Genomic DNA, 14,537 nt, shown 5'->3' on the forward strand with positions numbered 1-14,537 from the left:
GAGGGTTCTCATGAAGATACTGATCACAGGGAGACCCGGCAGCGGGAAGAGCACCATGGTTGGAAGGCTGAGGGACTACCTTGAGGGTAAGGGCCTTTCGGTTGGAGGGATCATAACACCCGAGGTGAGGGTGGGTGGTTCAAGGTGGGGTTTCGAGGTCGTTGACATAGCATCGGGCAGGAGGGCTCTCCTCGCGTCACTGGAAACAGAGGGGCCACGTATTGGCAGGTACGGCGTAAATTTAGCGGCCATGGATGAATTGGCTGTCCCGGCAATCAGGAGGTCCCTGGATGAGGATGACTGTCTCGTCATAGATGAAATCGGTCCCATGGAGCTTAAGAGCCAGGAATTCAGGAGGGCTGTTGACGAGGCCCTCAACTCTGATGTCCTCCTCATCGCAGCGGTTCACAGGAGAACCCTTCAAAGTATAAAAAAGAGGGAGGACATAAGGGTATTTGTTGTTGATCCTGAGAAACGGGACAGGGTTTACGGGAGGATAATTGACTTACTTGGTGATTATCATGGAATGCGCTGATTATGGTCTTACAAGAAAACTTGAAAGGGATAACCTCAACCTCAACCCCCTACAGCGTGGTGGTGTTCTCCCTGCCGCTGCAAGGAAGGCCCTGTATGAATTCGGGGATGGTTACAGTGTCTGTGACTACTGCGACGGCAGACTGGACAAGGTCACAAGGCCCGCGGTAAACTGCTTCCTGGATGACCTTGCAGAGTTCACCGGCTCTGATGCCGTGAGGACGGTTCATGGTGCAAGGGAGGGTAAATTTGCGGTGATGCATGCACTCTGTGATAGGGGCGACACCGTTGTTGTTGATGGAAATGCCCACTACACCACACACCTTGCAGCTGAGAGGAACGGCCTTGAAATCGTTGAGGTTCCGTCGAGTGGACACCCCACCTATGAGGTAACACCCGAGGCCTACAGGGAGGTCCTTGAGGAGACCCTTGACAGGGTTGAGGTTAAGCTTGCGGTTCTCACCCATGTCGATGGTAACTACGGGAACCTGACAGATGCACGGGGCGTGGCGGACGTATGCAGGAAGCTGGGGGTTCCATTACTCCTAAACTGCGCCTATTCCATGGGGAGGCTCCCTGTTAACCTCAGGGAACTCGGGGTTGACTTTGTTGTTGGGAGCGGTCACAAGAGCATGGCAGCCTCCGGACCGATAGGTGTTCTCGGGATGAGATCTGAGTGGGAGGACCTTGTACTGAGGAGGTCCGGGAGGCATGAGAAGAAGGAGCTTGAACTCCTGGGCTGCACATCAAGGGGCGCGCCACTGGCAACCCTCATGGCCTCCCTGCCCTATGTGAGGGAGAGGGTTTCACGCTGGGACGAGGAGGTTGAGAAGACACGTTACCTGGTCTCTGAACTTGAGGATATTGGGGGTATAGAGCAGCTGGGTGTGAGGCCCAAGGAGCATGATCTTGTAAGGTTTGAAACCCCAGTATTCCATGAGATAGCGGCTTCACATCCAAGGAAGGGCTTTTTCCTCTATGAGGAACTTAAGAAGAGGGGTATAGTTGGAATAAGGAGGGGTCAGACAAAGTGGTTCAAGTGCAGCATCTATGGAATGACAGAGGAGCAGGTTCAGTACGTGGTTGACTCATTCAGGGATATAGTTGAGGAGAACCGGTGATTTTAGCTGTAGTTTCTTGAAAATAGAACAGTGAACGTTTCTTTATTTATGAAAGAATAGTAAGGGAAAAAAATCAGTGAATTCCAGTAAGCTGTTCTCAATGATGTGAGGTAACATTTAAAGGACCACAGGGAACTGGATCTCCCTCACATCCCCATGGAGGACCTCCCGCGGCGCACCTATTACGTCAAGACAGTTCTCCTCGACGTATTCTATGAGCCTTCGGTAGGCCTCCTCACGGTCTTCTGAGTATTCTGTGAATATCACAGTATGGCCTGGTATTGTGACTACCCTTATCTTTCCGTCACCCTCGGAGTCGCCCTTTACAGGTATACCCACATCGTATCTTCCCTCGTCCTTGAGGGGTGCTGTGTAGAATATCAGTGTGGGGTTACCGTCAGCTTCAAGTTTATCACTTGATGATACAAAGTCTGAAACCTCTTCAAGGACCTCCTGTGTCTTACTGAGGGGTCCTGTAAAGGTTATCAGTGCAAGTTTCTCATCATTCAGTGTCCTTTTACCTATCATTATAATCACCGTTAACCAACGACCATAACGGGCTTTGTGGCTGATTTAAGAACCTTCCTTGTTATACTTCCGGATATTATGCGATCAAGTCCGTGTTTGCCTGAGCTACCCATCACAACCAGGTCCACGTCCTCCTCCTCCATGACCTCAAGGATCACCTCTGCAGGGTTACCCTCAAGTATAACCGTATCAAGACGGGTCCCCTTCAGATGGCCCAGCTCCTGCTGGGAGCTGAATTCTTCCTTAAGGATGGATATTGCATTCTCTGACTGTTTCCTCATTATCTCCTCGAGGCGTCTGCTGATATCCTCGTCCCAGAGTTCTCTGTAGGATGTGTCAACGACACTTATACCCAGTATGTCTGCTCCGCTCATCCCTGCCATGTGGAATGCGTGCAGCGTTGCCTTCCTGGCGTCCTCTGAGCCGTCTGTGGGTATCAGTATTCGTCGGTACACATCTACACCCCTTCGCTTCCAAGGATTATGGAGTCGTCTGCTGAGTTCTGGAGTGCTACGCTGAAACCTGGCTCTGCACCTATAACCAGGGTCTCCTTCCCGTTCTCCTTTGCTATGTTTATTAGGGGGAGGAAGTCGGCGTTCCTTGTCATAATTGCAACCACATCGATGTTGGGGTTGTGTATGAGTTCAAAGGCTTCAACTGCGAGCTGAACATCCACATCACCTGCAACTATCATGGGTGAGAATCCCTGGTTCACGACTGCCTCGATCAGCTTATCTGAGGCGTACTGGTTCAGGAGCACCTTTCCTATCTTGAGGTTTCCCCTGTCAAAGAGGAGGTTCTTCACAAATTCAAGGTCTGAACAGAATTCCTTTCTGAGCATATTTGGACCATCAACAAGGAGTCCCAGACTCTTTTTATCCTTTCGACTGTTGTTTATTATCACAAAGTTATTATCATTATCCATTTTTATTCGTTCCTCTCTTTAACTTTTAATACCCTTATGTATCTAAAACCTTATATACTTATGTGGTGATGTTTGAGCTGCTGTTTTTTGGGGGGTTTTATCACCGGGGCCTGAGGGCTGATTCAATGAAAACCTCAAGGTCCTCCCAGAACCTGTCCCTGCTTATATTCCTGGCCTCCAGGACCATCCTGGATGTGAAATCAAGGTTCAGGGCATTTATGGCCAGTGTATGGATGTATATTGACAACTCTACAGGGTCGAGGTCGCTGCGGATGCTGCCGTCCTTCATGCCCTCCATTATGGCCTCAACCATGAGCCTCCACATTCCTGTACGGAGGTCCACTATCTCCTTCGCATCATCAGCTTCACTCAGCTCGAACCTCTCGGTGCCACTGTAGCAGTATACCCTGAAGTAATCTGGGTGTTCCTTTGAGAAGATGTAGAGGGCCTCCACCATGGCCCTGACCTTACCATATCCATCTGTGTCAAGCTCCATGCACATTCTGTACATCCTGTGGAGTATACGGACACCGTAGAGGTTCACTGCTAGGAAGAGGGATTCCTTGTTTTTGAAGTAGTAGTAGAGGAGGGCCTTGTTGACATCTGCCTCCCTGGCTATTTCATCCATGGTCACCCTGTCGTATCCCCTTGCAAAGAATGCCTTCTCTGCGGCCCTTATGATCTGTTCCCGTCTCCTTTCCCTTTCACGTTCGCGTCTTGAGGGCGCCATGTTGATTCACCTGCATGTCTATGAATATCTGTTCCGGTGGTTTAAAACATTTTTACCGGAAGTTTTATATAATATTAACTCCAAGTTAAATTTTAACCGGAAGTTAAAAATTAACTGACGGTTAAAGAGGTGTTTCTGATGGCTGAAAAGAAACCCGTACCTGAAGACTGGCCCCACATAGTAGGGGACTATGTGGTTGGCGACGCAGAAAGTCCGGTTGCGGTTGTCACCCTGGGCTCTCACATGGAAGATGAGCCTGTGAAGGCGGGCGCTGCAATTTCAGGTTCACTGCACACAGAGAACCTTGGAATAGAGAAGGTTGTTGGAAATGTGATCGCAAACCCCAACCTGCGATTCCTCCTTGTATGCGGTGCAGAGGTCATGGGACACATCACAGGACAGACCATGAAGGCCCTCCACGAAAATGGTGTTGATGGAGAAACAGGAAGGATCATCGGTGCAACCGGTGCAATACCATACATTGAGAACATGCCTGAGGAGGCCATAGAGAGGTTCAGGAGACAGGTTGAACTTGTGGACATGGTTGATGTTGAGGATCCATCCATGATAACTGCAAGGATAGAGGACTGTGTGGTTCATGACGCTGGTGCGATGGAAGAGGAACCCCTCGTTTTAAAGTTTCCGGAAATTAAAAAAGGGGATTCAGAAGAAAACACCTGATTATTTATTTTTAAGGGTCCTGACCGCCACCCAGAGGCGGTCACTTCCTCCTATTTTCCACGCCGGGACTGGGATTTGAACCCAGGAGGAGCAGAGCTCCACAAGATTTCCAGTCTTGCGCCTTACCTGGCTAGGCTATCCCGGCAGAACAGTTATGATTTTAATTCAGAAAAAAGTTTTTTAAGCGCCGGGACTGGGATTTGAACCCAGGCGGAGAGAATCTCCACGGGATCTCAAGTCCCGCGCCTTACCTGGCTAGGCTATCCCGGCAGTGTCAGATAAAAGAGATTGATAAACTCTTATTTATATAGTTTTTGGTGGGTGAATTTAGTTAGAGGGGTTTGCACCCCAGTTAACTTTTGAGTTCGATTTCGATGCTGACATTGTCAGGCACGTTGACCTTCATGACCTGACGCATGGCCCTTTCATCGGCCTCTATACCCACAAGCCTCTTGTGGATCCTCATCTCCCATTTCTCCCAGGTTGCGGTTCCCTCACCATCAGGGGATTTCCTTGTTGGAACCACGAGCCTCTTGGTTGGGAGGGGTATTGGGCCTGACATGTCCACGCCTGTCCTCTCAGCAATCTTCTTGAGCTGGTCACAGACGTATGCCAGTTTTTCAGGGTCTGTCCCTGTCAGTTTAATCCTTGCTTTGTGCATTTAAATCCTCCTGTAAAAAAGGGAAGAGGTGGGTTTATTTTGCTGGTACGAGGTCTATGCACATTCCAGCAGCCACTGTCTGTCCCATGTCCCTTATGGCGAATCTTCCCATGTGTGGGATGTCCTTTATCTTCTCGATGACCAGTGGCTTGGTTGGTTTGACCTTCACAACAGCAGCGTTACCTGTTTTCAGGAAGTCAGGGTTTTCCTCTTCCACCTGACCTGTTGCAGGGTTCATCTTCTGCACCAGTTCAAGGAAGGTACAGGCAACCTGTGCTGTGTGACAGTGGAATACAGGTGTGTAACCCACTGTTATGACACCTGGGTGCTGGAGAACAACGATCTGTGCCGTGAACTCCTTGGCAACCTTTGGCGGGTTGTCCAGGTGTCCTGCGACGTCTCCCCTTCTGATGTCGTTTTTACCGACACCCCTGACGTTGAAACCTATGTTGTCACCAGGTTCGGCCTGTTCGATCATCTCATGGTGCATTTCGATGGATTTGACCTCTCCACTTACACCTGCAGGTTCGAATATGACATTTTCACCCTTCTTGAGGACACCTGTCTCTACACGTCCCACTGGGACGGTACCGACACCTGTGATGGAGTAGACGTCCTGTATAGGGATCCTCAGTGGAAGGTCCACAGGCTTTTCGGGTGCTTCAAGGTCGTCAAGGGCTTCAACGAGTGTTTTACCCTTGTACCATGGGGTGTTTTCGCTCTTTGATGTTATGTTGTCCCCTTCAAAGGCGGAGAGTGGGATGAATTCAACGTCGCTTGGCTTGTAACCCACTGTTTTGATTAGGGCTGCAACCTCATCCTTGAGGGCGTTGAATTTCTCTTCGTCGTAGTTGACGAGGTCCATCTTGTTGATGGCGACTATGAGCTGGTTTATACCCAGTGTCCTTGATAGGAACACGTGTTCCTTGGTCTGGGGCATTACACCGTCGTCCACTGCAACTACTAGGACTGCTGCGTCTGCCTGGGACGCACCTGTGATCATGTTCTTAACGAAGTCACGGTGTCCGGGGCAGTCCACGATTGTGAACTCGTACTTGTCTGTTTCGAATTTGGCGTGTGCAAGGTCGATTGTAACTCCTCTTTCCCTTTCCTCGGAGAGCCTGTCCATGACAAACCTGAACTTGTCTTCACCGTCAGCTAACTGCTGTTCGGCGATTGCTCCGGCCTGCAGGAGCAGGTGTCCCACTAGTGTGGATTTTCCGTGGTCTACGTGTCCAATAAACGCCAGGTTCATGTGTTCTTTTTCTTTAGCCATAATATACCTCCATATATGATGGTTTAGCCTGATTTTTTAGATCCAGCAAATGGGCATGCTGTTTGTCTAAGGTAATTTCCTATATTCTTTTTAATTATATAAGTTTAATGGGATTAACCCAGGTAGTGGTCTGCCCTGTAGGGTTCAGGACTCAGACCCTTCCTGGTCCTTACCTCCCTTATTATGGTGTGCTGCAGTTCGTTTGGAAGTCTCTCGAATCCAGCGTTCTCTGTTGACCAGAGACATCGTCCCTCGGTGGCTGACCTGATATCGCCTGCGAATCCAAACATCTCCGCCACTGGTACAGTGGATTCAACGGTTACCATGTCACCCTCCTGGGTCATGTTGACGATCTGTCCACGCCTGTTCTGTATCTCACGTGTCGCGCTTCCCATGTAATCCTGTGGCACGTTGATGAATACCTTCTGTATGGGTTCAAGGAGCACTGGCTCTGCAGACATCATGGCACCGAATATACCCTTCCTTATGGCTGGAAGGACCTGTGCGGGACCCCTGTGGACAGCGTCCTCGTGGATCTTGGCGTCCATGAGTTTTATCTTAACCCCCATGACCTTCTCCTTGGCCAGTGGGCCGTTGTCCATTGCACTCTCAAATCCGTCCATGAGGAGCTCCTTGATCTCGTCGAGGTACTGGATACCACGGGTCATGTTGATGAAGATGTTCTTCTCATAGACATCCCAGACCCTTCTGGCTTCCTCCTTATCCATACCTGCCTCTATGAAGTTCTTGGCCATCTCCTTACCCTTTACACGACCTTCTTTTATCTTACCTTCCTGTATAGCTTGCATCACTGATTCTTCAACTGGTTCAATTTCTATGTAGAAGCGGTTGTGTTTGTTGGGTGATTTACCCTCAACGGGTCCTGCGGTACCTGCAACGGTCTCCCTGTAGACGACTATCGGTTCTGATGTCTCTATCTCAACACCCTTCTCGTTGATCCTGTAGGCTATGATCTCAAGGTGGAGTTCACCCATACCTGAGATGAGGTGTTCACCGGTCTCCTCGTTTATTTCAACCCTTACGGTTGGGTCCTCCTTACCGACCTGCCTGAGTACCTCTATGAGCTTTGGAAGGTCCTTGGTGTTCTTGGCCTCAACTGCAACTGTAACCACTGGTTCGGAGATGTGTTCAAGGCCCTCAAAGGCCTTTATCTTCCTGCCGGTGTCGCAGATTGTTTCACCTGCAACTGCATTCTTGGCACCTGTTATGGCCACGATGTTACCTGCAGGGACCTTGTCGGTGTTAACCCTCTCTGGTCCCATGTAGACACCGACCTGCTGTACACGTGCCTTGCTGTGGGAACCCACAAGGAAGACCTCGCTTCCCTTCTCTATTGTTCCACCATAGACACGTCCCGTGGCGACTTCCCCGGCGTGTTTGTCTATACTCACATCGGTTACCATCACTGCAAGGGGGCCTTCAGGGTCTGTTTTTAGCATGGCCTGTCCCTCTTCGCTTTCAAGGTCCCCGGACCATATTATTGGGACCCTGTATGCCTGGGAATCGGCGGGGCTTGGCAGGTGTTCAACAACCATTCCAAGAAGGACCTGGTGTAGCGGCACCTTCTGGGCAAGTTCCTTCTGGTTGTCCCCCTTACAGTACTCGTAGATGTCGTTGAAGTTTATGCCTGTCTCCTGCATTATGGGGACGTTTATCGCCCAGTTGTGGTAGGCTGAACCGAAGGCGACACTCCCATCCTCAACACGGACCTGCCATTTGTCCCTGAACTCCTCAGGGGCCATGTTCTTGATGAGTTTGTTTGCATTTGCTATGATCTTCACGAACCTCTCCTGGAGCTCACTGGCGTCAAGTTTAAGTTCGTTTATGAGCCTGTCAACCTTGTTTATGAAGAGGACGGGTCTCACGTTTTCCTTGAGGGCCTGCCTTAGCACGGTTTCTGTCTGGGGCATTATGCCCTCAACGGCACATACAACAACAACTGCACCGTCAACGGCCCTCATGGCCCTTGTAACGTCACCCCCGAAGTCAACGTGACCTGGTGTGTCGATGAGGTTTATGAGGTATTCATTTCCCTCGTAGGAGTGGACCATTGAGACGTTCGCAGCGTCAATGGTGATACCCCTTGCCTGTTCCTGTTCGTCGAAGTCAAGGAAGCGCTGATCCCCTGCCAGTTCAGCGGAGATCATCCCAGCACCAGCCAGGAGGTTGTCGGAGAGTGTTGTTTTCCCGTGGTCAATGTGTGCCACTATACCGATGTTACGGATGTACTCTGGCTGGTACATGAGCTCCTTAATCTTACTAATCATTTTTGCACGTCTGCTCACTAAAACCACCTGTAAGTTTAATGTGCGGATCTGGCTATCCTTTCTTTCTCTTCCTTCTTCTGAATCGCGAAGCTTCTTGTGTCGTACTCTGCAGCCAGCATTATCTCATTCGCAAGGCACTCCTCTATGGACTTCTTGTTCTTGAATGCTGCCTGCATTGCGCCCTTGGTTATGAATCCCAGTGAGAGGTCCACCCTCCTCTGGGGGGAGATGTCAACTGCGACCTGGTAACCTATACCACCGTACTTGATCCTTGTGGTCTCCTCCCTGGGTGAGGTGTTTTCAACGGCCTTGACAAGGACCTGGACAGGGTTCTCCTTTGTCCTCCGGTTTATGATTTCAAAGGCTTCCTGCACTATCTTGTAGGCCTTGTTCTTTTTACCAGAGTTCCTTTCTGTCCTCATCACCTTGTTTATGAGCCTCTCAACAATGGAGACCTTTGACTTTGCGAACTGTCTCTTGACGTGTCTTCCCATGGTGTGGGGGACGAGTATGCTGTCAAGGCATATGTACTTGGCGAGGCCCATATCCTCAACCTTGACCTCGTCCAGTTCCCATTTATCAAAAACTAAACTCATAAGGATTACCTCACAGGTTTTTCTATTTTCCCTTTAACCATTTCCTGCAGGGATACGTTGTTGACCTTTGTCACCTTCCACCTGACACCGGGTATGTCACCCATGGACCTTCCTGAAGGTCCACCTATGCCCTCAACAACAACCTCATCGTGTTCATCGATAAAACCAATGGCGCCGTCTCCAGGTGCGAAGGCGGTGATCTGTTTTCCGTTCTTTATGAGCTGGACCCTGACACATTTCCTTATGGCTGAGTTTGGCTGTTTTGCCTCTATACCAACCTTCTCGATCACTATGCCCCTGGCCTGTGGTGCTCCCTCAAGGGGGTCTGCCTTAACGTCAAGGCGCAGTGATCTCCTCTTGTAGTGTGTGTCCTTCCATTTGAACTTCTGCCTCTTGCTTTTAAGTTTCTTTGCTGCGAAAAGTCCTGGCAAATAAGATTCCTCCTGTAAAGATTATTTTATTATGATATTGCTTATGTTATGCTGTCTTCTGGCCAGAAGTCTGGCCCTCTCTATGTTCTGGCCGCCACGTCCAATGGCGATTCTCTTGTTCTTGGGGTCTGTTTCGACTGTGGCTATCTTTTCACCGTTTTCCTTCTGGAGTATCCTGATACTCCTGACCTTTGCGGGTGCCATGAGGTTCTTTATGAACTCCACGGGGTCGTTTGAGTGTTCTATTACTTCAACACCCTTATCAAGGGCCTTCTGGACCTTGGCAACTGTGCTTCCCTTTTTGCCTATGGCCAGACCCATATCGCCCTTCTTGACAAGGAATGTTACCTTGCCGTTTTCATCATCCACGATGCAGTCCTTCACCATTGCACCGGTCATGCTCTCAAAGAGTGCAATGTACCTTATCTCATTTGTGGTAAATTTGATAGTCACAGCAACCTACCCCACCATTTCCAGTATTGTTGAATCACCTGGATCCTGGATTAAGAGGGCCCCCACGGTGAATGGTTTACCGCAGACAGAGCCCAGTTCAACACTGGTGCCTTCATGGGTGTAAACTGGAATCTCTGATAGCTTCGCATAGTATTCTATGTCCTCCTTGAGGTCCTCTGGAATGTTGCTGGCCATCACCACCAGTTTACCCTTACCCAGTTTGAGGCTCTGAATTGTCCTCTTTGATCCAAGGATAACATTACCAGTATCTACAGCGACTCGTATTCCTCTATCTATGTCCATCTACTGCCTCCTATTTTCTTTCTTTCATTACTACACTAACGGAACCTGTACCCAAGGGTATAGGTTGCCCTATAATAATGTTCTCTATGATACCGGTGAGGTGGTCCACCTCGCCCCTGATACTTGCTCTCAGAAGGTGCTTACCGGTTTCCTCAAAAGAAGCCCTTGCAAGAACGCTTGCTTTTTCACCACTAATACCGTGCCTTCCAATGGACTTGACAGATCCATCAGCGGTCATCATATCTGCAACGAGCATTATGTGCCTTATGTCGACTGTTAGCCCCTGTTCCTCCATGGTCCTCTTTGCTTCGTGTATTATCGCGTTTCTAGCTGCCTCTATGCCCAGGACTGTCTCTATCTCATGTATATCGTTGGTTGTAGTCCGGACCTTATCCACACCCTCTTCTTTAAGAACAGCTCCAAGGTTTGAACCCTCAGTGTGGATTACCCATTCATCATCCTCTTTACGGATAACCACCTTTCCTATGTTTTTAACCCCGCTTATCTGGAGTTTCCTCACCTTATCTGCGAGTAGCCTTAGCTCCCTTATGGTGGGTTTCGCGGGTTCAAATCTCAGTGTGTTGTTATCTATTTCTACTTTCTTAAAAGTTTTTTCCACCTTGGCCAGTATCTCATCATATTCAAGGTGCTTCTCCTGGATTTTTTCATCATCCAGTTCAGCAACAACTGACATGTCAGCGTACTGGATGCTGAAATTTTTAAGCACATCGTTCAGGGTGCTCTTACCTATCTTGTTGGCCTTCCTTCGCACGAATTCCTCATCGTACCTGAGGTCCCCCTCGAAGTAGATGCTCATTGTTGGCGTGGATATCTTCTTCCTGGCGTCAACGATCTCTATGAGCCTTGGAAGACCCAGTGTAACGTTGAGCTCTGCCACACCTGCATAGTGGAAGGTACGCATTGTCATCTGGGTACCTGGCTCACCCACTGACTGGGCTGCCACCGTCCCAACGGCCTCACCGGCCTCAACCCTGGCCCGGTCATAGGCTCTCCTGACACTTCTTATGAGCTCATCCAGTTCATCGTCACTGAGTTCATGCTTCTTCACGGCCTCAGCTATATCCTCAATGAGTTTCGGGGGGAACTTGGCCCTCTTCCTTTTGACGAGCGCCTGGACCTTGAGTATCCGCTGATAATCCTCCTCCACTGCATCCAGGAGTTCATCATCCTCAAGGCCCTGGTTTCTCTCAGCTATTCTGCTGAAGAGCCTCACCATCTCCTGGAGCTCGGATTCCTTCAGCTTATCCTCATCGGCAATCCGGGCCACATATTCCACCACCGGATCCGGGAGGATGATCCCGTTCTTTGAGGAGTAATCCTCTATCTTCCCTATAATGTCCTGCACAGAATCACCTTACCCCTTTGACTTGAGCCTTATCTCCTCTACGAGTTTGTCGAGGTCCACTACCCTTCCATAGTCACTCTTTGCCGGATCAACGCCATCCTCACCGAAGCGGTTCTGTATTATAACACCCCTGTTATCAACTACCCTGCCGTCCTCATCGACTGTGAGGTCCTGGAGGGCGTTTACGAGACGCCTCTGCATGTAACCGCTCTGAGCTGTACGGATGGCTGTATCAACGAGACCCTCTCTTCCCCCCATGGCATGGAAGAAGAATTCTATGGGGTCAAGTCCCTCCTTGTAACTTGAGTGCACGAATCCGCGGGACTTAGCACCGAGCTCTCCCTTCTTGAAGTGGGGGAGTGTCCGGTTGTCGTATCCCCTGCTGATACGGCCACCCCTGACTGACTGCTGTCCCACACAGGCTGTTATCTGGGTGAGGTTGAGCATTGAACCCCTTGCACCTGTAAGTGCCATGATTACTGCGTGGTTCTCGTCCATGTCAAAGTAGCTCTCTGCGATTTCCCCTGACTTGTCCCTTGCTTCACCGAGGACCTGCATTATCTTCATCTCCAGAGTCTCCTCGAGGCTCCTTCCTGGTAGCGGCTCGAGTTCACCGTTCTCGTAGGCCTCAATGAGCTGGTCCACCCTTGCCTCCGCGTTCCGCAGGTGGGCCTCTATTCTTTCACGTGCCTCCTCAGGGATCTCCTCATCGTTGGTACTTGTGGTGAAACCTGCGTGCATTATACCGGCTATTGCGAGCTTGGTTGCTGAGTCAAGGAATTCCCTTGCGGCGTCGGCGCCGTACTCCTTGACTATGTGGTCAAGGATCTTACCTGCGAAGGCACCGTAGGCCTTCTCGTCGATGACCCCTGAAATCAGCTGCCCGTTTTCTATCACAACGTAGGCATCGTTTTCACATTCCATTTCAAGGCATTCCTCGCACTTCCTGCAGATCTCGGCCCGGTAGACCATGTTGAGGTCATCGGGGAGAACCATGCTGAAGATCTCCTTGCCTGTCCAGTCACGTCCCCTCCTGTCTGGAAGTGGCAGCCCCGCCTTCTTGAGGATCTGGAAGACCTTCTCCTCACTGAAGACTGCTCTCTTCCTTGTGAGGAGGTAGGCCCCGGATATATGGTCGTGTATACCACCTATTATGGGCCCACCGAACCTCGGTGATAGTATGTGCTCCTGGACACGCATCAGGGTCTTGGCCTCTGCCCGGGACTCCTCAGTCTGGAACACGTGCATGTTCATCTCGTCACCGTCAAAGTCTGCGTTGTATGGGGGGCAGACACACAGGTTGAGGCGGAAGGTCTTGTAGGGCAGTACACGGACCTCGTGGGCCATCATGGACATCCTGTGGAGGGATGGCTGACGGTTAAAGAGTACGATGTCACCGTCCTTGAGGTGCCTCTCCACTATGTATCCGGGTTTGAGGTTCTCAAGGACGACTTCCTTGGTCTCATTGTAGATCCTTATCTTGCGTCCGTCGGGTCTTATGACGTAGTTGGCTCCCGGGTGGATGTCCGGCCCGTTCTCGATGTACTCCCTCATACGGTCTATGTTCCATTCTGTGACGTAGACGGGTACGGTGACCTCCCTGGCTATGATTTCAGGGACACCCACCTCGTTTATGCTGATGTTGGGGTCAGGGGAGATGACGGTACGGGCAGAGAAGTTAACCCTCTTACCTGAAAGGTTGCTCCTGAACCGTCCCTCCTTACCCTTGAGCCTCTGGGCCAGGGTCTTGAGGGGCCTTCCGGATCGGTGCCTTGCAGGGGGGACACCTGAGGCCTCATTGTCGAAGTAGGTTGTCACATGGTACTGGAGGAGTTCCCACAGGTCCTCCACGATCAGCTGGGGCGCCCCTGCCTCCATGTTCTCCTTGAGGCGCTGGTTTATCCTCAGTATATCAACCAGTTTATGGGTGAGGTCGTCCTCTGACCTTTCACCGGTCTCGAGGGTGATTGAGGGTCTCACAGTTACAGGGGGGACCGGGAGGACTGTCAGGACCATCCATTCTGGCCTTGCAACCTCGGGGTTGACACCGAGGATGAGGGCGTCGTCATCACTTATCCTCTCAAGACGCTCCCTCACCTCACTGGCTGTGAGCTTGTAGTCTCCCTCGACGATTGAGACTGGCTTGTCGAGTTTGATCTCCTCCTGTTCCTCCTCACAGTGGGGGCACTTATCACGGCGCGCCTCTGTGTATATCTCCTTTATTATGGGTGTGAGGCTTTCCTCCTTCTCCATTGCATCAAGGATCCTCTGACGGTATTCCTCGATTTCAGTCTCTGTGAGGAGGACCCTGCTGCATTTTCTGCACGTTGATCGCAGGATCTTGTGTATGGTGTCTGCGAATCCCACGTGTATGACGGGTCTTGCAAGGTTTATGCTTCCGAAGTGTCCCGGGCACTCCCCACCCTTGGCGCCGCAGGTCCTGCAGCGGAGGCTTGGGTCTATCACACCAAGCCTGGGATCCATCAGCCCGTTCTCTATGGGGTACCCATCCTCGTCATAGGTGTCCGGGGTGACGATCTGGGCCACGGACATCTTCCTGATGTCCTCGGGGGACATGAGGCCAAAGTTTATCTGGGAAATTTTCTTTAAAATTCCTCTCAAGGTATTCTCTCCTTTGATTTAT

General features: G+C 50.5%; 16 protein-coding genes and 2 tRNA genes. 3 read left to right on the top strand and 15 right to left on the bottom strand.

From position 1 onward, the window contains the following. Positions 1-10: 10 nt before the first annotated feature. Positions 11-535 carry an NTPase gene (locus DNK57_RS05815; RefSeq protein WP_192962069.1) on the top strand — a complete coding sequence of 175 codons (525 nt, stop codon included), beginning with the start codon at positions 11-13 and terminating at the stop codon, positions 533-535. Then, entirely contained in the window at positions 522-1,655 is a 1,134-nt protein-coding gene (pscS, locus tag DNK57_RS05820) for an O-phospho-L-seryl-tRNA:Cys-tRNA synthase (protein ID WP_192962070.1), read from the top strand. The genes DNK57_RS05815 and pscS overlap by 14 nt, the downstream gene beginning before the upstream one ends. Positions 1,656-1,772: 117 nt before the next feature. Here pscS and DNK57_RS05825 read toward each other — a convergent pair whose 3' ends face one another. From DNK57_RS05825 to DNK57_RS05840, 4 genes are all read right to left on the bottom strand, one after another. Beyond that, on the bottom strand, positions 1,773-2,183 hold the full coding sequence (locus tag DNK57_RS05825; RefSeq protein ID WP_226891096.1) for a GyrI-like domain-containing protein: 411 nt from the start codon (positions 2,181-2,183) through the stop codon (positions 1,773-1,775). 11 nt (positions 2,184-2,194) lie between these two features. Continuing rightward, positions 2,195-2,638, bottom strand: coding sequence for a universal stress protein (locus DNK57_RS05830; protein ID WP_192962072.1), 444 nt, complete (start codon positions 2,636-2,638; stop codon positions 2,195-2,197). A 2-nt stretch (positions 2,639-2,640) separates the two neighbouring features. Further along, positions 2,641-3,108 (bottom strand): TIGR00288 family NYN domain-containing protein, encoded by a 468-nt coding sequence (locus tag DNK57_RS05835; protein ID WP_192962073.1) that lies wholly within the window; start codon positions 3,106-3,108, stop codon positions 2,641-2,643. A gap of 100 nt (positions 3,109-3,208) precedes the next feature. Then, positions 3,209-3,838 carry a TetR/AcrR family transcriptional regulator gene (locus tag DNK57_RS05840; RefSeq protein ID WP_192962074.1) on the bottom strand — a complete coding sequence of 210 codons (630 nt, stop codon included), beginning with the start codon at positions 3,836-3,838 and terminating at the stop codon, positions 3,209-3,211. A 138-nt stretch (positions 3,839-3,976) separates the two neighbouring features. On the opposite strand from DNK57_RS05840, the gene mtrA reads away from it, so the two are divergent. Next, positions 3,977-4,519, top strand: coding sequence for a tetrahydromethanopterin S-methyltransferase subunit A (gene mtrA / locus DNK57_RS05845; RefSeq protein WP_192962075.1), 543 nt, complete (start codon positions 3,977-3,979; stop codon positions 4,517-4,519). A gap of 60 nt (positions 4,520-4,579) precedes the next feature. Here mtrA and DNK57_RS05850 read toward each other — a convergent pair. From DNK57_RS05850 to rpoA1, 11 genes are all read right to left on the bottom strand, one after another. Continuing rightward, positions 4,580-4,664: transfer RNA gene (locus DNK57_RS05850), tRNA-Ser, on the bottom strand. A gap of 40 nt (positions 4,665-4,704) precedes the next feature. Beyond that, positions 4,705-4,789: transfer RNA gene (locus DNK57_RS05855), tRNA-Ser, on the bottom strand. Positions 4,790-4,871: 82 nt separating this feature from the next. Beyond that, the gene (gene rpsJ / locus DNK57_RS05860; protein WP_010876685.1) at positions 4,872-5,180 is read right to left on the bottom strand and encodes a 30S ribosomal protein S10; all 309 of its coding nucleotides are present in this window, start codon (positions 5,178-5,180) and stop codon (positions 4,872-4,874) included. A gap of 34 nt (positions 5,181-5,214) precedes the next feature. Then, on the bottom strand, positions 5,215-6,456 hold the full coding sequence (tuf, locus tag DNK57_RS05865; RefSeq protein ID WP_192962076.1) for a translation elongation factor EF-1 subunit alpha: 1,242 nt from the start codon (positions 6,454-6,456) through the stop codon (positions 5,215-5,217). Positions 6,457-6,569: 113 nt separating this feature from the next. Continuing rightward, positions 6,570-8,762 carry an elongation factor EF-2 gene (locus tag DNK57_RS05870; RefSeq protein WP_192962077.1) on the bottom strand — a complete coding sequence of 731 codons (2,193 nt, stop codon included), beginning with the start codon at positions 8,760-8,762 and terminating at the stop codon, positions 6,570-6,572. A 17-nt stretch (positions 8,763-8,779) separates the two neighbouring features. Further along, complete coding sequence (gene rpsG, locus DNK57_RS05875) at positions 8,780-9,340, bottom strand: 30S ribosomal protein S7 (protein ID WP_192962078.1); 561 nt, start codon at positions 9,338-9,340, stop codon at positions 8,780-8,782. Positions 9,341-9,345: 5 nt separating this feature from the next. After that, positions 9,346-9,771: a 30S ribosomal protein S12 gene (locus DNK57_RS05880; RefSeq protein WP_010876681.1), complete on the bottom strand. Its 426-nt coding sequence runs from the start codon at positions 9,769-9,771 to the stop codon at positions 9,346-9,348. 21 nt (positions 9,772-9,792) lie between these two features. Beyond that, on the bottom strand, positions 9,793-10,224 hold the full coding sequence (locus DNK57_RS05885) for a NusA-like transcription termination signal-binding factor (RefSeq protein WP_192962079.1): 432 nt from the start codon (positions 10,222-10,224) through the stop codon (positions 9,793-9,795). A gap of 6 nt (positions 10,225-10,230) precedes the next feature. Next, on the bottom strand, positions 10,231-10,527 hold the full coding sequence (locus tag DNK57_RS05890; RefSeq protein WP_010876679.1) for a 50S ribosomal protein L30e: 297 nt from the start codon (positions 10,525-10,527) through the stop codon (positions 10,231-10,233). 10 nt (positions 10,528-10,537) lie between these two features. After that, complete coding sequence (gene rpoA2, locus DNK57_RS05895; protein ID WP_226891179.1) at positions 10,538-11,764, bottom strand: DNA-directed RNA polymerase subunit A''; 1,227 nt, start codon at positions 11,762-11,764, stop codon at positions 10,538-10,540. Between the two features lie 138 nt (positions 11,765-11,902). Further along, a complete protein-coding gene (gene rpoA1 / locus DNK57_RS05900) occupies positions 11,903-14,515 on the bottom strand; it encodes a DNA-directed RNA polymerase subunit A' (RefSeq protein ID WP_192962080.1) in 2,613 nt (870 codons plus the stop codon). Positions 14,516-14,537 lie beyond the last annotated feature (22 nt).

Origin of the sequence: Methanothermobacter thermautotrophicus, from assembly GCF_014889545.1 — an archaeon.
Lineage (GTDB): Archaea > Methanobacteriota > Methanobacteria > Methanobacteriales > Methanothermobacteraceae > Methanothermobacter > Methanothermobacter thermautotrophicus_A.